General features: G+C 45.1%; 22 protein-coding genes and 1 pseudogene. 11 read left to right on the top strand and 12 right to left on the bottom strand.

Annotation, left to right across the window (positions count from 1 at the left end):
- Positions 1 to 6: 6 nt before the first annotated feature.
- Together OH455_RS07590 and OH455_RS07585 are read right to left on the bottom strand one after the other, a co-directional pair.
- Entirely contained in the window at positions 7 to 606 is a 600-nt protein-coding gene (locus OH455_RS07590; RefSeq protein ID WP_269980951.1) for a thiol:disulfide interchange protein DsbA/DsbL, read from the bottom strand.
- Positions 607 to 673: 67 nt separating this feature from the next.
- Positions 674 to 1,030, bottom strand: coding sequence for a hypothetical protein (locus OH455_RS07585; RefSeq protein ID WP_269980950.1), 357 nt, complete (start codon positions 1,028 to 1,030; stop codon positions 674 to 676).
- Positions 1,031 to 1,167: 137 nt separating this feature from the next.
- Here OH455_RS07585 and OH455_RS07580 point away from each other — a divergent pair, with 137 nt between their 5' ends.
- Positions 1,168 to 2,367: a hypothetical protein gene (locus tag OH455_RS07580; protein ID WP_269980949.1), complete on the top strand. Its 1,200-nt coding sequence runs from the start codon at positions 1,168 to 1,170 to the stop codon at positions 2,365 to 2,367.
- 61 nt (positions 2,368 to 2,428) lie between these two features.
- On the opposite strand, the gene OH455_RS07575 is transcribed toward OH455_RS07580, so the two are convergent.
- Positions 2,429 to 3,160, bottom strand: a complete 732-nt coding sequence (locus OH455_RS07575) for a substrate-binding periplasmic protein (RefSeq protein ID WP_045974510.1) — start codon at positions 3,158 to 3,160, stop codon at positions 2,429 to 2,431.
- 131 nt (positions 3,161 to 3,291) lie between these two features.
- Here OH455_RS07575 and OH455_RS07570 point away from each other — a divergent pair, with 131 nt between their 5' ends.
- The gene (locus OH455_RS07570; RefSeq protein ID WP_269980948.1) at positions 3,292 to 3,753 is read left to right on the top strand and encodes a carboxymuconolactone decarboxylase family protein; all 462 of its coding nucleotides are present in this window, start codon (positions 3,292 to 3,294) and stop codon (positions 3,751 to 3,753) included.
- A gap of 22 nt (positions 3,754 to 3,775) precedes the next feature.
- Positions 3,776 to 4,522: an AraC family transcriptional regulator gene (locus OH455_RS07565; RefSeq protein ID WP_269980947.1), complete on the top strand. Its 747-nt coding sequence runs from the start codon at positions 3,776 to 3,778 to the stop codon at positions 4,520 to 4,522.
- 371 nt (positions 4,523 to 4,893) lie between these two features.
- Here the strand turns inward: OH455_RS07565 and OH455_RS07555 are convergent, their stop codons facing one another.
- Both OH455_RS07555 and OH455_RS07550 read right to left on the bottom strand, forming a co-directional pair.
- On the bottom strand, positions 4,894 to 5,742 hold the full coding sequence (locus OH455_RS07555; RefSeq protein ID WP_269980946.1) for a sterol desaturase family protein: 849 nt from the start codon (positions 5,740 to 5,742) through the stop codon (positions 4,894 to 4,896).
- 17 nt (positions 5,743 to 5,759) lie between these two features.
- Complete coding sequence (locus tag OH455_RS07550) at positions 5,760 to 6,773, bottom strand: DUF2804 domain-containing protein (protein ID WP_269981030.1); 1,014 nt, start codon at positions 6,771 to 6,773, stop codon at positions 5,760 to 5,762.
- A 149-nt stretch (positions 6,774 to 6,922) separates the two neighbouring features.
- Between OH455_RS07550 and OH455_RS07545 the strand changes: the two genes are divergently transcribed.
- The 3 genes from OH455_RS07545 (at position 6,923) to OH455_RS07535 (ending at position 9,196) form a co-directional block, all read left to right on the top strand.
- Positions 6,923 to 7,951 (top strand): AraC family transcriptional regulator, encoded by a 1,029-nt coding sequence (locus OH455_RS07545; protein WP_045974506.1) that lies wholly within the window; start codon positions 6,923 to 6,925, stop codon positions 7,949 to 7,951.
- Positions 7,952 to 8,041: 90 nt separating this feature from the next.
- Positions 8,042 to 8,812 carry a substrate-binding periplasmic protein gene (locus OH455_RS07540; protein ID WP_045974505.1) on the top strand — a complete coding sequence of 257 codons (771 nt, stop codon included), beginning with the start codon at positions 8,042 to 8,044 and terminating at the stop codon, positions 8,810 to 8,812.
- A gap of 75 nt (positions 8,813 to 8,887) precedes the next feature.
- Entirely contained in the window at positions 8,888 to 9,196 is a 309-nt protein-coding gene (locus OH455_RS07535) for a hypothetical protein (RefSeq protein WP_269980945.1), read from the top strand.
- A 264-nt stretch (positions 9,197 to 9,460) separates the two neighbouring features.
- On the opposite strand, the gene OH455_RS07530 is transcribed toward OH455_RS07535, so the two are convergent.
- From OH455_RS07530 to OH455_RS07520, 3 genes are read right to left on the bottom strand one after another with little or no spacing between them, the layout of a single operon-like run.
- The gene (locus OH455_RS07530) at positions 9,461 to 12,268 is read right to left on the bottom strand and encodes an Hsp70 family protein (RefSeq protein WP_269980944.1); all 2,808 of its coding nucleotides are present in this window, start codon (positions 12,266 to 12,268) and stop codon (positions 9,461 to 9,463) included.
- Positions 12,269 to 12,323: 55 nt separating this feature from the next.
- Positions 12,324 to 14,243 (bottom strand): Hsp70 family protein, encoded by a 1,920-nt coding sequence (locus OH455_RS07525; protein WP_269980943.1) that lies wholly within the window; start codon positions 14,241 to 14,243, stop codon positions 12,324 to 12,326.
- The gene (locus tag OH455_RS07520) at positions 14,243 to 14,875 is read right to left on the bottom strand and encodes a DUF2760 domain-containing protein (protein WP_045974501.1); all 633 of its coding nucleotides are present in this window, start codon (positions 14,873 to 14,875) and stop codon (positions 14,243 to 14,245) included. Before OH455_RS07520 ends, OH455_RS07525 begins: the two co-directional genes overlap by 1 nt.
- A gap of 308 nt (positions 14,876 to 15,183) precedes the next feature.
- Here OH455_RS07520 and OH455_RS07515 point away from each other — a divergent pair, with 308 nt between their 5' ends.
- Entirely contained in the window at positions 15,184 to 15,714 is a 531-nt protein-coding gene (locus tag OH455_RS07515; RefSeq protein WP_095560921.1) for a 3'-5' exonuclease, read from the top strand.
- Between the two features lie 246 nt (positions 15,715 to 15,960).
- Here OH455_RS07515 and OH455_RS07510 read toward each other — a convergent pair whose 3' ends face one another.
- The 3 genes from OH455_RS07510 to OH455_RS07500 all read right to left on the bottom strand — a co-directional run bounded on the left by OH455_RS07510 (position 15,961) and on the right by OH455_RS07500 (position 18,770).
- Positions 15,961 to 16,416, bottom strand: coding sequence for a tellurite resistance TerB family protein (locus OH455_RS07510; RefSeq protein WP_045974499.1), 456 nt, complete (start codon positions 16,414 to 16,416; stop codon positions 15,961 to 15,963).
- Between the two features lie 78 nt (positions 16,417 to 16,494).
- Positions 16,495 to 18,402 carry an alkaline phosphatase family protein gene (locus tag OH455_RS07505; RefSeq protein ID WP_269980942.1) on the bottom strand — a complete coding sequence of 636 codons (1,908 nt, stop codon included), beginning with the start codon at positions 18,400 to 18,402 and terminating at the stop codon, positions 16,495 to 16,497.
- Positions 18,402 to 18,770, bottom strand: coding sequence for a hypothetical protein (locus tag OH455_RS07500; protein WP_045974497.1), 369 nt, complete (start codon positions 18,768 to 18,770; stop codon positions 18,402 to 18,404). The genes OH455_RS07505 and OH455_RS07500 overlap by 1 nt, the downstream gene beginning before the upstream one ends.
- A 117-nt stretch (positions 18,771 to 18,887) precedes the next feature.
- Here OH455_RS07500 and OH455_RS07495 point away from each other — a divergent pair, with 117 nt between their 5' ends.
- The 3 genes from OH455_RS07495 to OH455_RS07485 all read left to right on the top strand — a co-directional run bounded on the left by OH455_RS07495 (position 18,888) and on the right by OH455_RS07485 (position 24,986).
- Positions 18,888 to 20,213, top strand: a complete 1,326-nt coding sequence (locus OH455_RS07495) for a MipA/OmpV family protein (protein WP_443088590.1) — start codon at positions 18,888 to 18,890, stop codon at positions 20,211 to 20,213.
- A gap of 246 nt (positions 20,214 to 20,459) precedes the next feature.
- Positions 20,460 to 24,389: an ATP-dependent RNA helicase HrpA gene (gene hrpA, locus OH455_RS07490; RefSeq protein WP_045974495.1), complete on the top strand. Its 3,930-nt coding sequence runs from the start codon at positions 20,460 to 20,462 to the stop codon at positions 24,387 to 24,389.
- Positions 24,390 to 24,491: 102 nt separating this feature from the next.
- Complete coding sequence (locus OH455_RS07485) at positions 24,492 to 24,986, top strand: outer membrane beta-barrel protein (protein ID WP_045974494.1); 495 nt, start codon at positions 24,492 to 24,494, stop codon at positions 24,984 to 24,986.
- A gap of 65 nt (positions 24,987 to 25,051) precedes the next feature.
- Here OH455_RS07485 and OH455_RS23400 read toward each other — a convergent pair.
- Positions 25,052 to 25,129, bottom strand: a pseudogene (locus tag OH455_RS23400) (dicarboxylate/amino acid:cation symporter); the annotation flags it as partial.
- Between the two features lie 420 nt (positions 25,130 to 25,549).
- Between OH455_RS23400 and OH455_RS07480 the strand changes: the two are divergent.
- On the top strand, positions 25,550 to 26,839 hold the full coding sequence (locus OH455_RS07480; RefSeq protein WP_269980941.1) for an ATP-binding protein: 1,290 nt from the start codon (positions 25,550 to 25,552) through the stop codon (positions 26,837 to 26,839).
- Positions 26,840 to 26,921 lie beyond the last annotated feature (82 nt).

Raw genomic sequence — 26,921 nt, 5'->3', positions numbered from 1 at the left:
TTGTTGTTACAGTGTCAGTAGGTAATTGACCAGCTCATTATACTCTTCAACAGAGCCAATTTTATCGGCGTTAACGATGTATTTATCATTTACTAACACGCCTGGTACACCAGTCAGCGTGCTTTGCTTAAATTGCTTGTCGAAACGCTTTTGCATCGAGTTCACCACAAAGCTGTTGTACGTTGAGTCAAACTTTTTGGCATCAACGCCATTATCGATAAAAATTTGGCGAAGTGCGTTTTCATCTTTGGGTGCGCTGCGACGCTCGTGAATTTGCTTAAACATAGCCGGTACCAAGCTCTTTTCGACATCCAGTGCTACCATGGTCGCATAGGATTTAGCCATTGGTATCGCCATATCATTGCCCATAAAGGCTACGTGAACTTTCTCGAACTTTGCGTCTTTTGGAAGTGAAGCCTTGAGGCGATCGATCACAGGTTCAAAGTTATAACAGTGTGGGCAGTAGAAAGAGAAAAACTCCGTGACTTTCGGCGTTTTTGACTTATCCGTTTCGATCACTTTGTAATGTGTCCCTTCTTCGAACTTAGCGGCGTTAGCGGCGAGTGAAAATATCAAGGTGGCAAATAGGGCGAATAGTTTTTTCATTGTATTAATTCCTAATAGATACAGTTAGTTGCCGGTAAATAACCGGAGTGAACGTGAACATTAAGAATTACGCAATAGGAGGGCGGAACAGAGCCTGAATACGAGCCACTGCTTTTTCGGCCTTATCTTGATTGATAAGTGCCAGTGAAGTAGGGATTGCATCTGCAAAGATCAGTTCGGAGATATAAGGTACTTTCAGCAGGCAAACTGAGGCACAGCAGTGATGCGATGACTGCCCCTCACTGTGGTTGGACTTTGGGCATTCTATTGGATGAACCTGAGAGAGGCTGTCGAGATTTAGTGTACAGTGAGTCGACGCTATCGTTGCTTTTTCACCAGCTGCTACGCCCACCGCTACACCCATAAAAATTAGTGCAAGAGTGAGAAGAAAAACAATAGCTAATGAACGATTTTGTAACAACACAATCAACCCAAAATGAAATTGAAATTAGCTTAACTGATTTGCCAGTAATGATAAATATTCAGTTTTTCTTTTTGTTGGTCGAACTTTATTTGTGTGGCGGATGTCCTACCAAACAAGTTTGCTAACTCTATAAATTTATGTCTAGTTTTAAAGATATTTTGCTATTTGGTACCTTGTTTGTCTCTAGCGGCGTATTTGCTAATTCCTCTCTCACCTATCAATTGTCGATTGACCCCGACGATGCAGACAAAGTCATCGTCAATGTAGACACAAGTGGCCTAGAGCAAGTCAAAGTATCACCTGCACGCACCTTAACCCATAGTGACCAGCCAGTAATATCCTGCCAAACCGCTTCGGGCATTATCACGGTTTTAGATGTTTTGCATTCTCAGAAATGCCAGCAGATTGAATGGTTTTTGAAAATGAAACACACACCTGATCACGGTATGGATATCTCACAACAAATTGATAGTCGAAGCGTTGATAAGGGTTGGTATTTTATTAGTGAGTGGGATTCTTTGCCACGTGTCGAAGGGAGTCGTAATATTCGCGTCTGTACTCCGGAGCAAAATTGCCAGGAGATGCCGGAGCTATCAGAGCCTCCCATGTTTGTTGTTTGGGGAATGAAAAGTACAGAACTAAACATCAATGACAACAAAGTGACCGTTTTCAGCGATGCCCCTCAAGTGATGAAGCAAGTAGAGCAATGGAAACCGGTATTAGAAACGTCACTATGTTACTTGAACAGCGTATTCTCGAATACACAGCGACGAGACTGGCAGATGGCCTTTTTCAAAAAGGACCGTTCGTCAGGGAGCTTAAGTGGAGCCGCCGGTCAGAACATGATTTTGATTAATGCCTGGTTAGAGCAAGGAATACTCACACCAGTTTCATTAAAGATGCTTCTTAAGATTGCTGCGCATGAGTCAGTCCATGTGTTAGATTCAGCCAGCAGGCCGACTTGGGCAGCGGAAAGTCTTGCAGAGTACTACGCGATAAAATCTTTACAAACTACGCCTTATGCTGCGGATAACCCGATTCATTTCTGGCATGGCTTTGCTCAAAAGTTCCCTTTCTCGAACACAGGGCTTATTGAAGCAAACCGTCTCTTCAGTGAACAGGGAGCGGGGCAATACTATCCGTTGTTTTACTTTAAAGGCTCTGCGTTTTGGTATGAACTGGATGCAGCCTTGAGTCACACAGGTTCAAGTCTAGACAGCTTGATGAGTCGATTGAACTTTGAAACTGATGGAAGCTTATCTATAAAGTTTGTTAGTGCAGTAACTGAGAAAATAGGTGATAAGGAATGGACAGCGATCAGCCTTCGTTATTTGTGATTCTGTTCGGTATGCTCAGCAAATGGGAACCTTGCTCCCATTTGCTTATGTCATACAAGCATTATTGATTGAAGTAGTCAGCCATAATTTTATTGGCGTCGATCTTTTTCAACCCTTGATCAATGATCGATTTCCATTTCATGCCGGTTTCGTCGTTAGCAAATGCAATGAACAATTCTTTCTCTTCCAATAGTTTAGAGTTCATCTGCAGTTGGTTCTTCGCTCCTGCGAGGGCCTTATCACTGGCGAGCAAATAGCTGAGAACGTTACTGTCTATAACGGCGAGAGGAATTCGTTGTCCTGAAACTTTTTTCAGATTTTGGCTATCACTAGTTACCGCTTCCGATTGAAGTGCACCACTGGCAATCATGCTGTCGAGTTCCTCGGTATTCACATAACCACGAACCACGCCGATTTTGGTTGATTTTAAATCTTGCAAGTTGCTCCACGATATTGGGTTCGCTTTATTCTCGACGAAGCCAAGAGGGCCTGTTCCTATGGGCTCTGAAAAGATTAGATCGGATGCCTCAAAGTGGTATTCAGGAAAGTAACCTGCATACTTGGTTTGATTTTTTGCAAGGTGAACGGCTCGTTCCCAAGGGTAAAACTCAACAGTTAACTCATGTCCCATTGCTTCAACAGCAGCTTTGACAACGGCTACGGAAGCACCTTGAGAGTCGAGGCTTCTTCCTGCATAAGGGGGCCATTCCAGAGACGTTAAGGTGAGGACATCACCGCGAACTGGCAACGCAATTAGCATTAGACTCAAAAGCATCAGTGTCAGGTTGTGCATTCGCTTACTTCCTTGTTGTTGATAGTGTATTAACAGCATAGACAACATTGGTCGGTAGAGATGTCGAAAATCTTCAATCTTTGGTTTTTTACTAAAGGTAATCTAATGATAGAAACTAAGGAGAACCGCAGATGAAAACTAGATTGAATTACTTCAATGCCGCCCCTGAAGGCATCCAGATTTTGATGGCGCAGGAAACCTACCTTCGTAGCCAGTTCGAGCAACAAGACACGCTATCGATCACCATCTGGGAGCTGATTAAGCTTCGTGTATCGCAGATCAACCAGTGTGCGTTTTGTATTGACATGCACAGCAAAGAAGCATTGAAACAAGGAGAGTCATACTCTCGTCTCATTGGGCTCAATGCTTGGCGAGATACGCCCGAATATAGCGATGAGGAAAAAGTTGCGCTACATTGGTCTGAATGTATCACAAAATGTAGCGATGTCGACGAAAGTGCTTATCAGGCAACACTGAATACGTTTGGTGAACAGGGACTCGTTATCCTCACGCTGGCTATCAATGCAATTAATAGCTGGAATCGTATCGCCAAAACGTTCAAGCCTGAAATTGGTAGTCTTTCGGCAGACTAACGGCAGGAGTAACACTCAACAAATGGATTTTGAAATAGTCAATCCAGATGGTCTACTAGCCGATCATATTCAGGCAATATGGTCGGCTAAAGTGTCTGTTGGGCAAGCCATCTCCAAACCTCTATACTGTGATGGAGGCTCTGGGGTGATGTTTGTACTAAAAGGGCAGGTGAGTTTAGAAGGCAGAGCATATAGTCAAAACGCGGTGTATCATCCATATAGCATAGTCACCAAGAACATCACTATGTCTTGTGAGGCCGAGCTTTGCGGGGTCCGCTTTCACCCTGGTATGCAGTTTTCATTTTTGGACGAGCTCATTGAAGCCAGCAAAGTAAACCGTCAAGATGGGTTTTGTTTCGAACCTTCAAAGGCTTTGGTCACGCAATTGTCCGAGCAGCAGAATCATAGCAAGCGAATAGCGCTGTTGATGAATTGGTGCTCAGAATACGTGTCTCAACATGACGTGGATGAAGACAGAGCTAAGCTGATTCATCTTGCGCAGGATGGCAAGATAGGCGAGAGCTTTGGCGAAAGCCAAAGGCAAGTTGAACGCAAATTCAAACATTGGGTGGGAATGAGTCCAAAGTACTTCCAACGTCTTCGTCGAGTTCATGCCAGCATTCAAAACCTGAGAGACAACCCTCAACTCTCTTTAGCCGAACTGGCTGCCTATCAAGGTTTTTCCGATCAAGCTCATATGACGAGAGAGTTCAAAAATTTCGTGTTGATTACTCCAGGACAATTCAGTCGCCGGCTAAAACAAAAATAGCTCGTACTCTCAGATTACTCGCCACTATCTTATTTGAACGGCTTTCGATATTCACTGACCAGTTTTGATATCTTCCTTCCATGTACCTGATTGACGACCTCCAATATCTGCATAGCAGGATCGCAGACTATGCGAGATAATTGTTGCAGCGTCAGTTCTGGGGCTGGATAAAGGGGTCTTTATAGGGTGTTTTCATTCAACAGTGATGTGATTTCCCTGCTCTATGTTCGACATAACAGGTTGAGGGACTGAGAAGGTTTTGCCCTCAACTCCAGAAGGCGTTGGGTTTCTTGGCTAATCGGTGATATATGCAGTGAGCTTTGCCAATAATAAAGACCGAAGCTAGCGCTTCTATCAGGAACAAGTGTTCTTTAGTCTTTAGGTGGGGAGAATAAAAGGCGCAGTTTTTGCCAAAAAGATAACTGCTTCTGACGTATATCCTGCAAGAGGTCTCCCCATTCTTTAAATGTCACTACCAGTGGATTGAAGCTGTTGATGGGTTTAGTGACACCGTAGCGTACGGTTTCAACTTCAGGTTCAAAGGTACCGAACAGTTTGTCCCAGATAATGAGTACACCAGCGTAGTTTTTATCGATGTACTGAGGGTTACGACCATGATGCACTCTGTGATGAGAAGGGGTATTAAATAGATATTCCAATGGGCCAAGTGTTCGAACCCACTGAGTGTGAACGAAGAACTGCAAACCCAAGTTTAACAGTACGGCAAAAATGACCCATTTAGGCTCGAATCCTATGATCACAAGCGGCACCCAGAATAGCCACATCCCCGCAATGGGGTACATTAAGCTTTGTCGAAAAGCCGTGCTGAAGTTCATGCGTTCAGAGCTGTGATGAGCAACGTGCGCAGCCCACATCCAGCGAGTGCGATGACTGGCGCGATGAAACCAGTAGTAGAAAAAATCTTGCAGTATGAGCAGAATAATAAAGCTCGCAGCACCCATTTCTATGTCCATCAGTCGCCAGCCAAACAGCCACATGTAAAGCTGAATGATTAAAAGCCCAGTTAACAGGTCCGCTAGTTGATGCATACCCGCGAGAGTAAAGTTACATAATACTTCTGGAAGAAAATAGGATGAGTTTTGTGGAAGATGACCGCGTTTTTGGCCGATGAAGTATTCAGCCAACATCAAACCAATGAAAAGGGGGGCTAATAGCATCAGAAGCCATTCAGGGTTGTCGATAAGAATACTGAAATTCATACAAAGCTCCGAAAATATTACCAGCGAGCGAAGTGATCTTCGGTTAAACCAAGTTGCTGTTCTACTGTGTGATGGACACCATTGTCATCTTTGATGACACCTGAAAAGTGGCCGATAAACTGACGAAAATTGCTTTGTAGAACCCACAAGTTGAGTTTTTCACTTCTGTTGTTTAGTGGTGTAAAAGTCAAATCGACTCGACCATCATCAGAGAAAATACGCCATTTCTTTTGGATCGCTTGGCGATCAAAATGAAAGTGGACAGCACCGAGTAGATGCCGAACCTCATCAACCCATAGAGCATTCTCATGACTGCCCGTTTCGTTAACCCCTGCAGCTAAGTTGAGGCCAAGCTTGCTCTTGTCACTGAAACCATTGATGCTTGCCCATCGCCAACTTGTTTCGCGTCGCATATAGCCCGCTGAAAAGTCATAGCCACCCAACGCGAGAGAAGTGTCAATCTGGTTGCCACCTACCGTAATATTTCCCTTAACGGCCAGCGCGTTGTGCTTTTTGGTGTAGGTCCAGCCGTTATAGCCAGTAGGCGTGCAAAGTGATAGCGGCAAGCTGCTGCTTGGTGGTTGGAGCGAAACATCGAGTTGCAACAAATCAGTGCTGGCTTTGACCTGCCAATTAGGGTAGGCAATCTCAAACGCTAGTTTTTTGGCCGCGATGTGACTGGATCCTTGATATGGAGATGGGGACATTTGTTTGTCGATGTTTAAAGGTCTTAACCAGCTTTGCTCTACCAGAGTGTCGGTTTGGACGTCGTAAACATAACAAAATGCAGATCCTACATAGCGAATATCTGCGATGGCTAGGCCAATCACGTAGCGTGGTGTCATGATGCTGATAAATTGAAACTGCTTGTAGTGAAAGTATTTTTTCAGCCTACCGACTTTGCGATCCATGTTATTGCAGTATGCAAAGCGGTGGATTCCCAATTGTTTTGGTACGCCATCAAAATGACCGAAACAGGGCTTTCCATTCGACTGGATAAGGTATTCAGGGGCAGCTTGGCTCATCATCATGATAACCTCACAATCCAATAACATTTCCATCAGTGTTGCGTGTTTGGTTGAGATTAAACAGGTCATTTTCGGCCATAAAGTTAACTAATATCACAATTAAAGGGAGTGAACTCCGTTATCCTGAAGATTAGGTCGAACGAGGAATAGGCATGGCGATCATCGCACAATATCTGCCGGTTGATCATCGATATCAGTTGGGGGTATTAGATATCTCTTTGCTGCTTAGTGTCGTGCAAGAATATGGCCTCGATGTGGATAGCTTACTCAACCAAGCAGGTTTACGGTCCATAGACTGGCGCAGCCAGGAAAGTCATATCAGCTATTCAGACAAGTTGTTGATATTTCGATACGTACAGAGATTCTTTCCCAATATCAGTTTGGGATTGTTGCTTGGTGAGCGAGCGACGCTGAGCCATTTTGGTATCCTTGGTTACGCTGTTTTGAGTAGTCGAACTGTCTTTGAAGCGATTAAAGCAGGGTTTAAATATCTGGATCTCAATGGCCCTATTTTTTCTGTAAGAGTATGTCGCGATGCTGACACAGCCTCCATTGAGATTGAAAATGATTTGGAGATTGGTCAACTACTTCCTTTTTGTACTGAGTACTTTTTTAGTTCTATAACCTCTTTATTTTTTGAACTGACTGGGCAGCGCTTGATGATAGATAAGCTGGAACTGCCATACCCAAAACCTGACTACGCCACTCACTATACAGAGCGTTTCTGCTGTAGAGTGTTGTTTGAACAACCACGCTGCGCGCTGACTTTTAATGCCAATGTTATGGATTGGAAGTTAGCTAGCCACAATTCAGATTTACTCAATACCTATCTCAACTCCTGTGAGTCTGTGATGGCAGTATTGCAATCACCTACACGATTAAGTAATCAGATCAAAGCCTTTCTCTATCAGAGTGTTGGTATGTTCCCTTCTATTGATGACATTGCCGTCCAACATGGATGTTCGGTTAGGACTTTAAGAAGGCAACTCAATCAGGAGCAAACCAGTTATAGAGAGCTTGTGGATGAAGTACGCTTCGAGCTCTCTAAAGAATTTTTGCTAAGAACACACTTGACTACAGAAGAAATGGCTTTTCGGCTTGGATACAGTGATAGCGCCAGTTTCAGGCGGAGTTTCAAGCGCTGGTCAGGTACGGTGCCCAGTTCTTTCAGAGCATTATGAAGTTGTATTAACAAGCTCTAAAGCACGTATCACCATCCATTGTTTAGATTGCAACTACAATTAATATTATTTATTGATATTTGTGTTTTTATGAACCTTGTAAGACTCATCTCATTACTGTTTTCACTGTGTGTATTTTCATCGTTGGCCAATGATAAGACGGTTCGGTTTGCCGTGGGAGATTGGGAACCTTACACCAGCTCTCTGTCTGACCCAGAATTGAAAATATCGGAAACTCTGGTGCGAAGAGCATTCGAAATTCGCGGATATGCTGTCGAGCTAGAGTACTACCCTTGGGTTCGATCTTATCAATACGCGATTCGAGGTGAATTTGATGGTTCTTTTCCTTGGATGAAAAATGAAGACAGAGTGAAAGACTTCATCTATTCAGAGCCATTTTTTAGTCAACGTGTACAGTTCTTTTATCACTCAGACATACCATTTTCTTGGCACGATGCAAAAGATCTAAACAAATTTCAAATTGGTGCTACCCAAGGCTATCAAGCTACCCACTTTATGGAGCAATTGGGTGTCGACTTTGAAGTGAACAACTCGGAAGAAACCAATTTTCAGAAAATGGCGAAAGGGCGATTAGACGCTTATCCAACGGGTGTTGAACGGGGCTTGTACCTCATTAAACACTATGTGCCCGAAGCACTTAGACCCTATATAAAACTCCACGCCAAACCCTTGCTTGAAGACGACATGTTTGTGATCTTCAGTCGATTCAATAGTCAACGCAGCCGTTTATTGGTGAGTGAGTTCAATGCAGGTTTAAAGCAACTGATGGAAACGGGTGAATATAAACAAATAATGCAATCGGAGGCTGAGTTTTTGCAAATGATACAGAGAAACGACTAATTCTTTGGTTGGATATGAATGAGTATGGTCAAAATGATTACCTTATTTACGGCTAATCATGCCTAGGGCGTAACAATGTACAAGCGTATTAAGATAACTCTGGTCACCGCCGTTTTTCCCATTTATGCCTTAGCCGCTATTAACATGGCTGAAGTTAACGCTTACGCCTATGAAGGTCTAGCGGAAATATGTGCCAACTCGAGGAACATTCTCGGCTCAGAGCTGAAAGAGATAAAAGTACTCTATCTGAGCAAGAAACGCTCTAGGCAGGCAATGTTTCCCGCTGACCCGAATTTTGCCTATTACGCGGCTAAGCAACTTTGGGACATCGGAACAGGTGATCATCCTTCTTTTGATGAATGCGTGTCGCTACTGAGTAAGTAATGAACATTAATTGATTCGCTTCGCTTCGCTGCTTTCCCAGTCAGCTTGTTGATCTTATTGACGGCATCACTGATCGGCCCAAGCACTTCCGTCGTGTCATCACAATAAATTGTGATGTCAATCCCATCAATTTTACAAACTGAGAATGTTGCTGTAAAAGCCAAAAGGAGCCGTTGCGACTCCTTAGCGTTAATCTGAAACTCAGTGATTTTTCCCCATTCATTAGTGCGCCTAGCGCAATGGCTGGTGAATAGCACCAAGCCATTAGTTGTGAACGAGCGTTAGACCACTTGGCAGCGCATCACCAAAGACGCGCTTCGATTCGCTCTCAGATAGTTCTTTGACTTCTTCAACCAGCGAGACCCAAGATTCTGGAACCTTACTTTGTTTTAGCTTAGTTAGAACTTGCTCGCGGTAATCATCAGAGATATCGAATAAACGGTCACCTGTCTTACGACAAATCATCACGGTGGCGAATGCAATCATCGGTTCTTTGAGCCAGTTTTGTTCTAGCAGTTTAGGCAGCCACTGCTCAGCCTGTTCACGAGGAATCACACTATGCTGGCTACCGTATAAAGGAGTTCGTGACGCTAGGCGACCCAACGCCCACCAATGAGCCTGTTCAAATTGATTGTGGTTGATGGCTTTGCTTAAGAACCAGCTGGCTAACAGCACTTTATCTTCCACTTCAAGGTGCTCAAGTGATGCCGATAGTCGAACCATAGACTCGTAACCCATGTCTTGCGCTGCTTTGGCTGACTGAGGGTTCTTCATCGCACCTGGGTGTAAGTATTTGGCAATATCAGCCAACAGTGTTTCTTGTTGCTCCTGACTTAACCCGCCCGCGATGCGACGCCAGAACACCCACCAGTCTGTCCAGCCCTGATGGTTTTTGAACTGAATACCTTGCTGATATAGGCCCCACACTTGTTCGATTCGCCAAGAGTCGGTGGCATCGCCAAAGCCAGGTCGCAGTGAGAAGCCTGCTAAGCGAAGCCAGCTTTTCTCATGAGCTTCTGAGCGGCGACGGCGTTTACGGCCTTGTGCAAAAGCATCGAACAAATGACGTAAGGTTCTAAAATCCCAGTTGTCTCGTTTACCTAACTTTCTTTCTAAGTCTTTTGCGAGTGTCTTGATTTCTTTTGCGTCGGCGCTTTTCTTGTTGCCGCTGTAGAGGCGGGAGATGAGCTCTTTAGACTCAGAAAGGCGCGGGTGCAGTTGCTCTTGCTCTGTGTCGTCCGCTTGCTGATTGCGAACTTCGAATTCCAGCTCCCAGCGTTTGTTGTCATCTTCAACGCTGACACATTCCATTTTTAGCGTGCCAACTTCAGTTAGCTGGCAGGCCAGTTGCACCTCAACACGTTCTTTCTGGTTAGCTTGAAGATCAGTCCCTTCACTTTCCAGAGTTGAAATATATGGAGGAAGAGGCGAGAAGATATCTGGGTCTACTTCGACCATCACTCCGTTTTGAATTTCGGTGTTGTGAGTCAGAGTGTCGTGGGTAGACGTTAGCAGGTTAAAGCGAACTGGCTCACCCAGCGTTAAGGAGAATCGACGTCCACTTAAGCGAATCTCATGCCCTTCGTCCGTTCCTTTCGCCAGAAGGCAAAGAGCTTTGCCCATCTTGTTTTTTTCCTGTAAATGCAGGAAGTAAGAACGTGCAGCACCGCCACCAATCTTGAGCTGAGCGCCACGGCGAGCTTTACCAAATGCAACGGCACCAAGAGCGACTGACCAATCCGGATGTGGGTTGTCGAGCACAGTTACGGGGGCACCGCGCCAGTTGCCAAGTAGGTTGGTTACTCGCTCGGTAACCAGCTCGCTATTAAATACACCACCGTTGAGCAACAGGCCAACAGGAATGGCTGGCGTTGATATGTCTTCCTGACCTAGTGCGGAGTAAGAGACTTGTTGATGCTGATTAAGAAACTCTGCAACGTGCTTACTGACCGCAGGGTCTGCAACATATGGCAATCCAAACTCGACCATCGCGCTGCGGCGTTTGTCTGGCACTTCACTGAAATCGGAAAGTGGGAAAAAACCATCCAGAGCAATTTGATGGACCTCTTGTTTGCTGAGGCCAATACTCTTTGTCCCGCCAAGTAGCTTAGACCCGCTGCCCAGCATGGTGATTTTTACCTCGTCAGGCGCGCTCATTGACAGCAAATCTTCTTTTGCTTTACGAGTTTGTTGAATCAGTTTAGTTAGGCTTGCTGCGGTGAGTTTCTTACTTTGATTAAAGCGGCTTTCCGCGAGATGTGCTAATGCCAAGTCGAGGTTGTCACCACCAAGCATTAAATGCTCGCCAACACCAATTCGATCCAATGCCAATTCATCATTGTGATACTTTGCTTCAATCAAACTCAAGTCGGTGGTACCACCGCCAACATCGCAGACCAGAATCAGCGGCAACTCTTTGAGCTCGTCAGCAGCTGTTTTCTGGTGGCGCGCATACCAGTCGTAGCATACCGCTTGTGGTTCTTCGAGTAAGACGATCTTCTTCAAGCCCGCCAGTTCAGCGGCTTCCAGAGTGAGCTTACGAGCGGTCTCATCAAACGAAGCAGGAACAGTTACGACGACGTCTTGATCTTCTAGCTTGTTGCTTGGGTAACGATAGTTCCAAGCTTGGCGAATGTGGTTGAGGTAACTTGCGCTAGCAATGACAGGCGAGACTTTGTCGACGTCTTGCGCACCAGCCCATGGAAGGATATCTGAGCTGCGATCCACCGCTTGGTGTGATAGCCAGCTTTTGGCACTGGAGACTTGTCGGCCTTCTACCTTCGCGCCTAATTCACGTGCCCATTCACCAACGATGACATTGTTAATGTCGCCAGAAACGGGTTCGCTTTCCCAAGGAAGTGTTAGGTCAGAAGGGGATATTTGACCAACGGCTGGGTGGTAGCGGAAAGAGGGCAGCAGTGGCTTACGAACCACTTCACCCGGACCAATCAATTGGTCGATATCAAACAGGGATACTTCGGATTGTTCAAGGTTGTCGGTGATTTCACAGTAGGCTACCACAGTGTTTGTGGTGCCAAGGTCAATACCAACTAGAAAACGAGGAGATGCCATACAAACCTTCGTGTATTTAAAAACGGCACCCGATTGGATGCCGTTTAGTTTTTATTTATTCTTCTTCGTTTGAGTCGCTTTTTGCGTCTTCGCGTACATCAAACTCAACATGCCATTTTTGACCGTTATCTGCGGCAATGGCTTCTAAGTAAAGCGTACCAAGTTCTGTCACGCGAGAGGCTAGGGTAACTGGCACTACTTCACCTTCACGGCGACCTTCAGAGACAGGTAGAGTAACCTGAATCTCTGGTAGCTCCTCCAATTCATCAGGGCCCCAGTGGTCAAGGTGTGTACCTGCGGCGTCTTCACGACGGACTGTTGAACCAAAGAACTGGAAGTTTACTGGTTGGCCGATGATAAGACCAAATTCCTGACTTGGTACTTCAACCGCAGAGCCTTCTTCCATACCAAATGGTGCCACACACAGAGCTTCCATTGGTGGAGCCATGCCCGGAATGGCTGGCATAGCACTCTCGATGCCTACATAGTAGCTTGATGCAATGCCACCGCGAATTCGCACACCTTGGCCGCGACGTACAGAGCCATAGTAAGAAGCGCCACTTGCCACCGCCAGATCCAAATCCACACCCGTTAGACGTTGAGCCATTTCAGCATTAGCGTCTATCAACCACTCATTGATGGTTTCTTCAAGGCGATTCGCCAGCAGGTCAGATTTTAAAACGCCACCGTTGAACAAAATGGCTGTTGGCTTGATAAAGTCGGCTGAAGGTGCTTCAGCGCCGCCCATGCCTGGCATTCCAGCAAATGGATTGAACTCGGTTGAAGCGCTTTCTCCACCTTGAGCATTAGCCTGCTTTGCAAGGAACGCAGCGATGTGTCGTGTAATCCCTGCATCTTGCGCATACGGAAGACCCATTTGAGTCAGAGCGCCGCGATTACGCTGAACTGGATGCTCAGTAACGGCAACTTTCGGGAAGAAACCGTCCACCAGTGTTTGCTGAACTTCTTCTTGCGTCAGTTCCGTCTTCAAGGTTGCGCCAAGCAGTTTAGAGCCGCGACTTGGTACTACGATTGGCACTGACTGAAGTTCGCTGTCGTTCAATAGTGCTTCTTTAGCGTCACGACAGGCGTGCGTCATGGCCTGAACTTGCCATGGTTGTAGCTCTTTACCATCTTGCGCTAGCTTCATCTTCAAGCGGTACGCAAGGGCAAGGTCCATGTTGTCACCGCCGAGTAGGATGTGTTCACCTACTGCGATACGGTTTAGTGTCAAGTTACCTTCATCTTCAGTAACTTCAACTAGAGAAAGGTCCGTGGTACCGCCACCGATATCGACAACCAGCACGATGTCGCCAACTTCGACTTCATCACGCCATTTGTCATCGCTATTGTCGATCCAGTTGTATAGAGCCGCCTGAGGTTCTTCTAACAGTGTTAGATGAGTTAAGCCAACATTGCGTGCAGCTTCAGCGGTTAAATCACGAGCCGCAGGATCAAAAGATGCCGGTACGGTAATTGTCACGTCTTGCTCTGAAAGCGGGTCGCTGGGATGAGTGTGGTTCCACGCATCTTTGAGATGTTCAAGGTACAGCTCTGTTGCGCGAAGCGGAGACACTTTCTCTACTTCTTCCGGGCTGCCAGCAGGAAGGAACGCATCACGTCGGTTGACACCAGCGTGGCAAAGCCAAGACTTTGCACTTGCTACAAGGCGGATCGGAGTTTTTGAACCAAGGTTGCGAGCGATTGCACCCACTAGGGCTTTAGGCTCAGATGACCAAGGCAATACACGAGCTGAAGGGTTCATCTCGTGCTCGTGTGGTTGATACAGGAACGAGCCTAGCTGGTTGCGAGTTTCTACGGTGCCCGGTGCGGTCAGCTGAGAAATCGACATGACTTCAACACGCGAGTCTTCGTTCGATGTATCCACGTAAGACAGTACGCAGTGTGTGGTACCTAAGTCGATACCAACGCTAAACTTTGGCGTTTCAGCCTGAATGGTGTTCAGGTTTTCCATTACAGCTCAACCTCAGCAGGCGCAATGACGGTAGCATCGTAGTTTTCAGCCAGTTTTGGAAGGTTCATTTCGCGCGCTTTCCAGCCTTTATGAACCAGAGTGCCATTAAATGGCGCACTGCCTGTCACGTTACCCGTTAAGCGAACCTCTTGCGAGTTAAAGCCTTCTTCAATAGTAACGCGTGTTTCTTCATCCTCATCACGGATGTGCTCAAGGCTCACGTAGTCGTTCAGTACCTTCTGACCGCCGGTATGAATAACACGCGCCGCAGCGCCGACATCTTCGTCTGAGAACGATGTCAGGTCTTCTTTCAGGAAGTCAATCAGGCGAGCTTCTTGCTGCATGATTGATAGTAGCTGCATGGCTGAGTCGGTAGAAGCTGTAGCAAGCTTTGATTCCACTTCCACGACTTTCTCAATCACTTTTTCAACTTCGACCACTTTCTCTACTTCAACGATCTTCTCGACAGGCTTTTCAACTTCGACGATTTTCTCAACAGGTTTCTCAACCACTTTTTCGACGACTTTAGATTTGCGCGAAACCGCAATCAGAAGTAAAAGGACGCTTGAAGCCGTCAGGCCAGCGTGCAGCATATCGAACGTTTGAGGGATCATTTGTAAATCGAACGTCATGAGATTTCTCTTAATTGATGGAAGAAATAGCAGTCACACTTTTACTGCTATTGTCGTAATTATTGGGTTAAATTGGGGCAAATATTATCACATTCAAGTCTACAGGCCTTCAGAAAAGAGCCGCTAACAGGCCTGATTGATTTGTTTTTAGTCACTTTTAGTCACACTATAGGTAAGTTAACCAAATGACTGGGCAGTTTGACAGAAAATTGCAGAAGATCTGCTCAATCAATTCAGTGGTATTCGAGTTTTGATCTCAACTGAGGTAGAATTCGGCGCTTTATCAAAATACTAAACATAGGCGAACAATGAACCATAACCGTATAGTTTGTTTCGATCTGGAAATGTGCTGTTGGAATGAAAACGGTGTCGGTACTACGGGTGAAATCATCGAAGTCGGGCTGGCAGAAATCGATCTTGTGAAAGGTGAGATCGTCAAGCGTGCCCAGTACTATGTCAAACCCGAACAGGATGAAGTCTCCCTGTTTTGTTCGCAGCTCACCGGCATTACGCCACGTAAAATTGAAAAGCAAGGCCGCCCGCTTGAAGAAGTATTGAAGTCGATGATCAAGAACTTTGGCGGCGCGAATAAGATTTATGCATCATGGGGGCGGGATGATCTTATCTTGGCGCAAGAATGCCAAGACAAAGGTATTGAGATGCCGTTTAAAGAATTCATCAACTTAGCCACTTTGTATCGCGTTCAACACCGCCTCAAAGATAAACGCATTGGCCATAAAGCCGCTCAGGAAGCGCAAAATATTGAGTGGGAAGGGCGGCAGCATTCTGGGTACGTTGACGCGTATAACCTCGCCAAATTAGCATTGACGATGCTGTGATAAAAGAGAGATGTAAAAAGGGAACTTAGGCTCCCTTTTTTGACTTTAGAGCCTTTCTGATAGCAGTGTACATTATCGAAGTTTTATGACTAAGCTCGGTGTGATGTTGAAGTTGTAATGTCCTAGAGAGTATGAAGTAAAGCTTATTGGATTCGGCTGATTAAACTAAAGGTGACAGTCAACGTATCCTTTTTCGTTTCACAGGTAGAACTGGAGAGAAAATAAATTCACCCTATGAAAAGAAAATTACTCGCTATTCCCTTCAACTATCTGCAATTTGGCACGAATAAATTCACTATGATCGACATACAATAGTTCTGCTGTTTTGCGAATGACGGCCTCTTCCAATGGGTCAATCTCGCCGTCGGCATGAGCAACCTCCCACATGGCTTTGATTAAATCGAAGCGGGTTTCTTGACCAAGTTCTCTCAGTTGAGAAGTGAATTCATAAAGGGAGGCGGACGCTTTGCTCTTTGCTTCTGCGCGCTCAAGTAGCGCTGCGGCTTCTTCGTTGCTTAAAAGCAGCAATTTTGTCATGAGCAGCAGTTTGGCTTCAGTCTCTGCTTGATGGATTTGATGGTCTGCTCCGGCGACTTCGCAAAGCAAACAAGCGATGGCGAGATTTGGATCGCTGCCCACGTGGTTTCCTAGATCCTGACCATCGATGAGTTGCTTAAACAGAGTAGTGATTGAATTCAACATGTGATGCGCCTCAAAATTTGTTCCTATTTCTATAGATAGTGATTCTATGAAGCGAGCACAAGTGTTTTTACAAAAAGATTACTTTTCCTTTATGGGTGGGAAATCAATTTCTCTACCGTCACCCGTCAATATAGATATGCGTACAGGCTTTCCATGGTTGTCAAGTTTCAGCTCGCCAATCGCACTGGTATTGACCAAACGGCGTACTCCTTTCGTGTTGGGATCGCGCTTTTTGATTTTCAGGCGCTTTCGTTTGGTCAGAAAGTTAAGGACAGAGCGAGGTGAGTAAAGCAATCTATCCATATGATCACATATTGCCAAAAGTGGCTCAGGAAACTGGTTCTTGAACCCGCTCGATGTGATCTGATAGATGTTGGGGCTGGAGCGTCGGAAACGCAATTTAATGTCATAAGCAAACGAATAATGCACGTCACCTGACAAAATCACAAAGTTGGTCGGTGTTTTGGTGTGCGTGAAAATACTCAGGAGCGTGTTCGCGCTCCCAGGGTGGGCCATCCAGTTCTCTGCATCTATCACCAGTGGTTGACCGAGATTTGTCATGCCTTTTTGCAGCGCTTCGATAAATTTGACACCGAACATCGGTGCGGCGGACACTACAATGACTTTGTCTTGATGCATCAGTTCTTGTTGAAACTCAATCAGAGCTTCCCAGTCCATCAGGCCAGATGGTTTGTTCATTCGGGATTCTGAGCGCCACCTTCGAGTTCGGGTGTCCAACACGACAACCTTAGGCGAGGTATGAATCGTATAGTGCCACCTTTCAAAGCTGTAAAGATATCGGATGAAATCATCTTGGTGTTTTGCTGTGGGGTTGATGAAATACTCAAGAGCGACAGATAAAAATTCATCATTGAAGTTATTCGGTTCATTCCCCCAGCCTTGACATAACCAGTAAGCAATTAACCCGTTACCAATAATTCGGTTGGAAAACGGATTGCTGTATGCCGCTTTTTCCCACCCGACCGTCAGGTTCCAGTCATCTGTGACATCGTGATCATCAAAAATCATGTAAGTCGGAACGTGGGCAAATAGTCTCTGAACCTGTGGTAAGCCCTCAATGAACTCATCCAGTATGTGCTTTTCTTCGCGCCATTGTTGTTGCCATTTGGGCGACAATACTTTGCCACTGTGGGTGAACGCCTTGTCGAGCAAGCGTGTCAGGTTGAGACACGGCCAGAGTGTTGGCGACCAAACCAGAATGTACATGGCGAAAAACTCAGCAAAGGTGATCAGGTGGTTTTCACTCTCTCGAGAACTAAAAATTGGCGCATGCCGCTTGGGGAACAATTTGGTTAACCAATAACCGTCATCCACATAGTGGGGTAATATTGTATCCCGCCCGTAGAAACATTCTGGATGCGCGTACAAGTCTTGTGCGGACTCAATCGGCGCGTTATTGAATGATTCACAAGGTAAGCCAAGCATATCGATGGTTTGAAGGATAACGTCCAACATAGGACCTGCAACATGATCGGCATAGATCTGATCGCCGCTCATAACCAACATGTCTGGTCGGTCATCTAGTGACTGAGCCGCTATTTTTGTATCCATGCTGACTAGTGCGTCTTTACTTGGGTGGTGTGGATTACGACAGGAGCCATGCAGGACGTAATCTGCTTTAGTTGAAATCTTAAACGTGAGTTTTTCTTCATCCTTGTACAGCAAATGTGGACACAGCTGACTAAGCGGGCCTAGCTGAGTTTCAAATTCGTAACTGAGCGCAACGTCAGATGGGAAGTTATGTTTGAAATGTGCCAAGGTGACAAAACAGCGACTTCCGACCTGAATTTGATGGCAGTGGCTGAGGTTGTCCTGAAATATCACCCCATGGTCTGGTTCGTGATGAAGGACAAATTGGCCTTCAAGAGGACGACTTGTGACCAGCCAGAAGACAAGCTCTTTGGTAGTGGATTTTCTTAATATCGGGCCAGCAAGTAGGAAGGGGAGTTCAGGAGTCAGTTTCATTAGTTGTCTGTTGGATCCTTAGGCACTTCAGGGTCTTCCATGATTTCGATAATTTCAGAGCTCGACATTTCATGGCCCATAAGAAAGAGCGCCAGCATAGCATCTGCTTTGGTTTTTGTATCGGAGCTTTCGTCAAGAATTTGTTCGAATCGTTGACGAATCATAGCAATTTCATGCTCAACAAAGCCTCGACCTTCGTCTTCACCTTGGGTTTCTTCTGGGGCGTTATCAAACTCCAAGAACAGCATCTCATCATCGAGGTGCGTGTTGACCAGCCGTTCAGGCAGCCATTCTTCACCCGTGACAATGTTAGGGTTCTGGTCTTCAGGTAGCGCGTCGAGTAGTTTCTTTAAATCTGATGCTTTCACAATTACTGGATTTAGGCGAACATATACTCTTATATTAACGGTGAATTGAGCTTAAAGATAACTATTAACTTTATCGATTGGTGAGAATTTGCGTCGTTCAGTCAGTTTTGGACAAAAATGAGTAACATAAATAGACAGTTGGCACTGATGATGTTGGCCGCGAGTAATATCAGTTTTTCTGCGCTAGCCGAAGAAGAAACCAGTATCAGTGAACAGGATTGGGGTATTGCGGCTGTGTATCGTATGGCCTCTATCCCTTTTTACACGGGTAACAATGACCAGACAGTTGGTACCTTTGTTCCTATGATGTTCTTTCAGAACGAGCATGTATTTGTCGAAGGCTTGCAGGGCGGAGCTTATCTTTATAAGCCAGAGGATGAAGCTATTCAGCTCAGTGCGTTGATGCGGCTTCGTTTCGTAGATATTCCTTCTTCAGAGCAAAACTCTAATGGGGGGGATGCGGTCGATTTTGGTGGTCAACTACGTTATTTCTTCGATGAGAATTGGTATTTCGATGCTGAATTGATGGCTGATGATGAATTTCGTTTTCACAGTAATTTACGTATCTCAGGGGAGCTTGAATACGGAGACTGGGCACTGAAGCCTCATGTCCGCCTACGCTATAAAGAGGCAGACTTCAATAGCCAGTATTACACCTTCTCAGACATTACTGGCGAAAAGGTCGGTGGTGGTGTGGACCTTAATCTGGGTATCGATGCTCGTTATCACGTCTATTCTAATCTCTATCTGCTCGGTGCTACCAGCGTAACGCGTTTGGATAGCAATACTTACCATTCAAGGACGGTTGAAGAACGCTATCAAGGTGAATTTTATATTGGTTTTGGTTTCTTCAATGATCAATCTAAAGCTCCAAAGTCTGAGCTCAAGAACAAACGTTACTTCAGAATAGCGCACGGCTGGGCAACGCCGTCAAACATTGGTGAAATCATCAACCTCAACACACAGAAAGACCCATACAATAACCAGATGACGTCTTTCTTTTATGGACACCCATTGACCGATGAGTTGTTTGGTGTGCCGTTGGACATCTATTTTACACCAGGTATTGTTCATCACTGGTCTTCAGAGGTGCAATCTGCCGGTACAGAATATGTTGCGGCGATAAAGGCTTATTATACTTTCGACTGGCCAACTCAATGGCGATTTGGCTTCGCAGAGGGTATGTCGTTTATTGATAGCATCACCTATATCGAGCAAACTGAGATGGACTCGAAAGGCTACAATGCGAGCAATTTACTCAACTATCTCGATTTCTCTTTTGATGTGAATGTTGGTGATTTAATAAACAACCATGCTTTGAACAATATGTGGATTGGGTACTCACTGCATCACCGCAGCGCGATCTTCGAGCAAGCTTCTCAATACGGACGTATTAAAGGGGGCAGTAACTACAACAGCCTCTATGTGCAGTTTGCTTTTTGAGTAAAGCCGCCAGTTTGTTGCAAACTGGGGCAAAATGAGTATTTTCTTCTACTCCAAAGTTCATAAAATACACTGTATTGGCCCCATTGTTGGGGTTAATGCTCGTGTGTTGATGGTTTGAGTGCACTTGTATTTTAGCAAGGGCTTTTTCTCAAGAAAAATTTGCATTTTGCATTGAGACATTTGCTATAGCGACTGTGATACAATCGGTGACAGTTTTATGTAGTGAAAAGAATAGGTAACGCTTTGACTTCGTCACAGCCAGAAAAAAATCCCGTCGCCGAAGATAAAACGCAGGCTAACAACGCCGCCTCTCTTCGCAAGGCATTGAATCAGTGTATGCTCAAGGACAGATTTCGTTTGAGCAAGCGTATTTCGGGCGCGAGCAAAATCAAGAAAGAAGCCTCCCGTCATGCGGTATTTGATGAAATTGCACTCGATATTGCCAAGTCTATGATGGATGTAGAGCAAAGAGCCAGTTATAAACCCACCATTGAATACCCAGAAATTCTGCCTGTTAGCCAGAAAAGAGATGACATTGCACAGGCGATAGAAAACAACCAAGTGGTTATCGTTGCCGGTGAAACTGGCTCAGGTAAAACGACTCAACTGCCAAAGATCTGTGCTGAACTTGGACGTGGTCAGTATGGCTTGATTGGTCATACTCAACCAAGACGTTTGGCGGCGCGTTCGGTGGCGAATCGTATCGCTGAAGAAATGGAAACCAAGTTAGGTGAGTTTGTTGGCTATAAGGTTCGATTTAACGATCAGATCTCAGACAATACCCAAATTAAACTGATGACCGACGGTATTTTGTTGGCTGAAATCCAGCACGATCGCTTCTTAAATCAGTACGACACCATCATTATTGATGAAGCGCATGAGCGCAGCCTCAACATCGATTTCATTCTCGGTTACCTCAAAGAGCTTTTGCCGCGTCGCCCAGACCTGAAAGTGATCATCACTTCCGCGACCATTGATCCCGAGCGATTCTCGAAACACTTTAGTGATGCTCCTATTATTGAAGTGTCTGGTCGTACTTATCCAGTAGAGACACGATACCGCCCGCTGCGTGGTGATGATGATGTCGATCGCGATCAGCTAGAAGGTATTTTTGAAGCGGTTGATGAACTGTGTGATGAAGGCTTGGGCGATATCCTGATCTTCATGAACGGTGAGCGAGAAATTCGAGACACTGCGGATGCATTAGCAAAACGCAATCTCAAAAGCACTGAAATTGTTCCTTTGTATGCACGCCTCTCAGCGGGTGAACAGAATAAAATATTTCAGCCTCATGCTGGGCGGAGAATCGTATTGGCGACCAACGTTGCTGAAACCTCTCTGACAGTACCGGGCATCAAGTATGTTATTGACCCGGGTACAGCACGTATCAGTCGCTACAGCTATCGAACCAAAGTACAACGTCTGCCGATTGAACCTGTTTCTCAGGCGAGTGCCAACCAGCGTAAAGGTCGTTGTGGTCGTGTTGAGGAAGGTATCTGTATTCGGTTGTATTCGGAAGAGGATTTTGAATCTCGCCCAGAGTTTACGGACCCAGAAATTCTTCGTACTAACCTAGCATCGGTTATTCTCCAGATGACAGCGCTGGGTTTAGGCGACATTCAAGCTTTCCCGTTCGTTGAAGCGCCCGACAAACGCAATATTCAAGACGGTGTGCGACTGTTGGAAGAGCTGGGAGCGATCAATGAAAATGCGAAAGATCCTAAAAAGCGTTTGACGTCGATTGGTCGCCAGTTGGCCCGCTTACCGATTGATCCGCGTTTAGCTCGTATGGTTCTTGAAGCGCCAAAATATGGCGCATTGAAAGAAGTGATGGTTATTGCTTCAGCACTGTCGATTCAAGATCCAAGAGAGAGGCCGAGCGATAAACAGCAGTCGTCAGATGATAAACACAAGCGTTTCTTCCATGAAGAGTCTGATTTCCTGACGTTTGTTAACTTGTGGGATTACGTTCAGAAGCAGCAAAAGGCATTAACAGGCAATCAGTTCCGCAAACAGTGTAAGCAAGATTACCTAAATTATTTGCGGGTGCGTGAGTGGCAGGACGTCTATTTCCAGATTCACCAGTCTATGCGTGAAATGGATTTCAAGCTCAACGATGAGCCCGCCAGTTATCAAGCGACTCACAGCGCGATTTTGGTCGGTTTGCTCTCTCATGTTGGTATGAAAGACCAAGAGAAAAATGAGTACCAAGGGGCGCGCAACGCAAGATTCCATATTTTCCCTGCATCAGGCTTGTTTAAGAAACAGCCTAAATGGATTGTGTCGGCCGAGCTTGTGGAAACTTCTAAGCTATGGGGACGTATAATTGCCAAGGTCCAACCTGAATGGGTTGAACCGCTGGCGAAGCATCTCATTAAACGTAGTTACAGTGAACCACACTGGTCGAAAAAACGTGCTGCCGTTATGGCACACGAAAAGGTGATGCTGTATGGTATTCCGATTGTGCCTAAGCGTTTAGTAAACTATGGCAGCATTGATGCGTCAGTGAGTCGAGAGATTTTTATCCGCAGTGCCCTCGTTGAAGGTGAATGGGATACCAAGCATGCCTTCTTCAAACAGAATCGCAAGCTTCTCCAAGAAGTAGAAGAGCTGGAACACAAGTCCCGTCGGCGTGATATTTTGGTTGACGATGACGAGTTGGCAGACTTTTATGACCAACGAGTTGGGACAGAAGTAGTCTCAGGCCGCCATTTTGATACTTGGTGGAAGAAGGCGTCCAAAGAGAACAGCGAACTACTGAACTTTGAAAAAGAGATGCTGTTTAAGGGTGACGCGAGCCATGTTACGGATCTGGATTACCCTAACTTCTGGCACCAAAATGGTCTTAAATTGAAACTGAGTTACCAGTTTGAGCCGGGTGAAGATAATGATGGTGTGACTGTTCACTTACCTTTGCCTATATTGAATCAGGTTGAACAAGCTGGTTTCGACTGGCAAATTCCAGGACTGCGTCATGAACTGGTTGTTAGCCTGATCAAATCACTGCCGAAGACGATTCGTAAGAATTTCGTGCCTGCGCCTAACTATGCAGATGCGTTTTTAGCTCGTGCAACGCCAATGGAAGCGCCTTTACTTGATGCTTTAGAAAAAGAGCTTCGTCGGATGACGGGCGTGGAAGTGTTGCGTGACGATTGGAATCTCGATCAGGTTCAAGATCACCTTAAAGTGACATTTCGGGCTGTCGATCACAGAAATCGAAAGCTCAAAGAAAACCGCGATCTTCATGAGCTAAAAGAGAGCTTGAAAGACAAAGTGCAGGAAACCCTGTCGAAAGTGGCGGATGACGATATCGAGCAACAAGGTCTTCATACTTGGAGCTTTGGTGAGTTGCCAAAAGTGTATCAACAGAAACGTGGCGGCTATGACGTGAAAGCGTATCCGGCGATTGTAGATAGCAAAGACAGCGTCGAAATAAAGCTTTACGAGACAGAGCAAGAACAGGTTTCAGCGATGAAAGCGGGTCAGCGTCGTTTGGTTTTGCTTAACGTGCCGTCTCCGATAAAATATCTACATAGTAATTTGCCGAACAAGTCTAAGCTGGGTCTTTACTTTAACCCTTATGGCAAAGTACTCGACTTGATTGATGACTGTATCGCGTGTGGCGTCGATAAGCTTATTGAAGAGAAGGGTGGGCTAGTATGGCAGCCTGAGCAGTTCGAGCAGCTTAAAGAACACGTGCGTGCTGAGCTCGGCGATACTGTTGTTGATATTGCAAAACAAGTTGAGACAATTTTGACGACTGCGTTCAGTATTAATAAAAAGCTAAAGGGTAAGATAGATTTCACCATGGCTTTTGCTTTGTCAGATATCAAAGCTCAGATTGAAGGACTGATCTTCAAAGGATTTGCAACGGAGTGTGGTTGGAAGCGTCTTCCAGATATATTGCGTTACATGAAAGCGATTGAGCGTCGTATGGAGAAATTGCCGATCGATCCGAATAAGGATCGTCTGCACATGCTGAAAATTGAATCGGTGGCCAATGACTATAAAGAGTTACTCAACAAAATTCCGAAAGGAATGGCTGTACCAGATGACGTCAAAGAAGTACGCTGGATGCTTGAGGAGCTGCGCGTGAGCTATTTTGCTCAGCAGTTAGGCACACCATACCCAGTATCGGACAAACGCGTGAAAAACGCGATTGACGATTGCTAGGTATATAAATTGCATTAGAATTTAGACATAACAAAATTTTGACTGGAATTGGCAGAGGATTGCCGCGGTAGCCTCTGCTAAGCGAAAACAAAGAAGGTTAATATGAAAAAGACACTACTCGCACTAGCATTATTAGGTGCATCAGCAACAGCATCAGCAGACTCATGGATCTACGGCAGTGCAAGTGTAGGTCAAGGCGACTTAGGGGGTGAGTCAACAACGACATATAATGTACATGTCGGTACAGGTATTTTGCCTTTTATCGGTCTCGAGGCTGGCTATCAAAACCTCGGTGATTATGACCGTGTGGATTATTCAGGTATTAAAACTAACCTAACGGGTTCTTCCATTTACTTCGCAGCGAAGCCAAGTCTTGATTTTGGCCCGTTGCATGTTTACGCAAAAGGCGGACTTCATTCTTACGATCTAAAAGCCGATGGCGGTTTTAATGAGGATGAAATCGACGTAATGTACGGTGTTGGTGCGGAGTATTTCGTTATGGGCCCAATTTCTCTCGGTGCGAGCTACAGCGTATTCAATATGAAAGAAGACGATGTGAAAAACTTCTCGCTAAACGCGACATTCCACTTCTTGTAATAGACACATCACCAAAAAGCCCGGCTAGGTTACTAGCCGGGCTTTTTATTACCTGAAATCAGCGCTTAAGCTTGCTGCTTTTGTAGCTCAGCTTCTCTTGATTCTTCTTCAATCAGTGAATCAACAATCACAGCACAAGTGGCATAACTTCCGGTTTGAATCCAGGCAATATTGTAATCGCTTATCTAGCGTAAACTGTATGCGTACTTTTTCGATGAATCCCATTCTTAAATGAAGTTATTGTCTTGGTCGAGATATTTCGAGTAAGGCAGTTTTGTCATAGAGTTAATGTTAGGCTTTGAAATTTGTTAACGGCATTGATTAGTAAGAAAATTATATTATGCCGAGAGTCAAGCATCCATGTAAATAAATGAAATCTCAGTTGCATAATTGTAATGGTAATATGCAACTATCACCATTATCGCCTGTTTCAGTTGTGTCGATTAAATAGGTGAAGTTTTATATCAATTTTGATATTAACTGGATGATATAAATGAATAAAACACAGTATGGTCGGGTGCCATTAAATAGCCTTTTATTAAAGCAATTAAGAAAAAAATGGATTGAGCCAAGAGAAATTAGCTGACAAGTGTAGAGAGCGTCGGCTAGCCGTATCGATTGGTTCAATAAAACGAGCGGAAGCTGGGAAGAACATTTTATATAGAACAGTTGCAAGCTTAGCTTGTTTTTTCAATGTGACGGTAGGAGAACTGCTTGATGACGTGTCGCCTTCGCTTTTGGAATACACTGTTCAGAATTATCCTGAAGTTTTCCCTTGTGTCGGCCGTACCCATGAGCTGAGCCAACTTAGGTTTGTGCACCATTTAGCTGCAGAGCGAGGACAAAGTGCGTGTGTGTATGGAATGCAAGGGGTGGGGAAAACAAATTTAATCTCTCACTTTTTACGTAGCATTAATGTCGATAAAAAATGCAATTTATATATAAGTGTAACGAACGAATCCCAGCTCTTTGAGCAGTTGATTCGTGCGGTTTTGCACCTGCCACAAGAATTGGATAGCGACGTTATTCGATCAAACCTCAAAAAAGTTGTTAAGAGCCCTATAGTTTACTTTCATATGTTACGGCTGATGGGGTTGTATTTAAGTAGAGCAGAATCCGCCGCATTAGATGGACTATCAGACTATAGACGTAACGAAGTTGACGTACTGGTTTTAATGGTTCTTATTCAGCGCTTAAAGGAAACAGGAACTTCAATATTGGTCATTGACGGGCTACAGAGTCTTGGATCTCGTCAGGCCTGTGTCGTCCAGCTGTTAATAGAGCACACACAAAACCTCCCTATATTTATCCTTTTGGGAGTGACGTGCTCCTTACACTTTTCAACAGCCCCCTATCAATTACCAGGAACATACTTAATTCCGCTAACATTGTTAGATCACTCGAACCTAGTCGCCTTGGCAGATTCGATATCACTTAGTCAACCGAAAAAGGTTACATCTCCTTCACACAAATCGATAGCGATTTCTCGTTCAGAAGGTAACCCTCGAATACTAAAAGCCCTACTCACATCCCAATGTTCCAATGAAACAGTGCCATTCGAAGTGATTGAGTGGGTTCAAAGAATGATGGAGCTTCTCGATACGATTGAAACCAAACTTCTCTACTTTTTAGTTGCTATTGGTTTAACCATCGAATTGGATGAGATTGATCAGTACTTAATGAGTTGTAAGGTAACCGGAATTCGGCAACTACAAAAATTAGTGTCTGTTGGTTTTCTTCATCCATTAACCGATTCCTACAAGTTCCAACATAAAATTATATGGGAAGCACTCCAGATACACGTAACTAAAGAGAGGCAAGGTGAGTTCAATAGTCTCAGTCAGGTGTCGTAACTGATCCGAATGTGATCCGTTTTTAATCGCTCCACTTGGTTAATTTTTTCCCAGAGACGTAATGCAGTTGGTTTATTTAACG

The sequence above is a fragment of the Vibrio sp. T11.5 genome (assembly GCF_027587155.1).
Classification (GTDB): domain Bacteria; phylum Pseudomonadota; class Gammaproteobacteria; order Enterobacterales; family Vibrionaceae; genus Vibrio; species Vibrio neptunius.
This window is presented reverse-complemented; position numbering and strand designations above follow the sequence as displayed.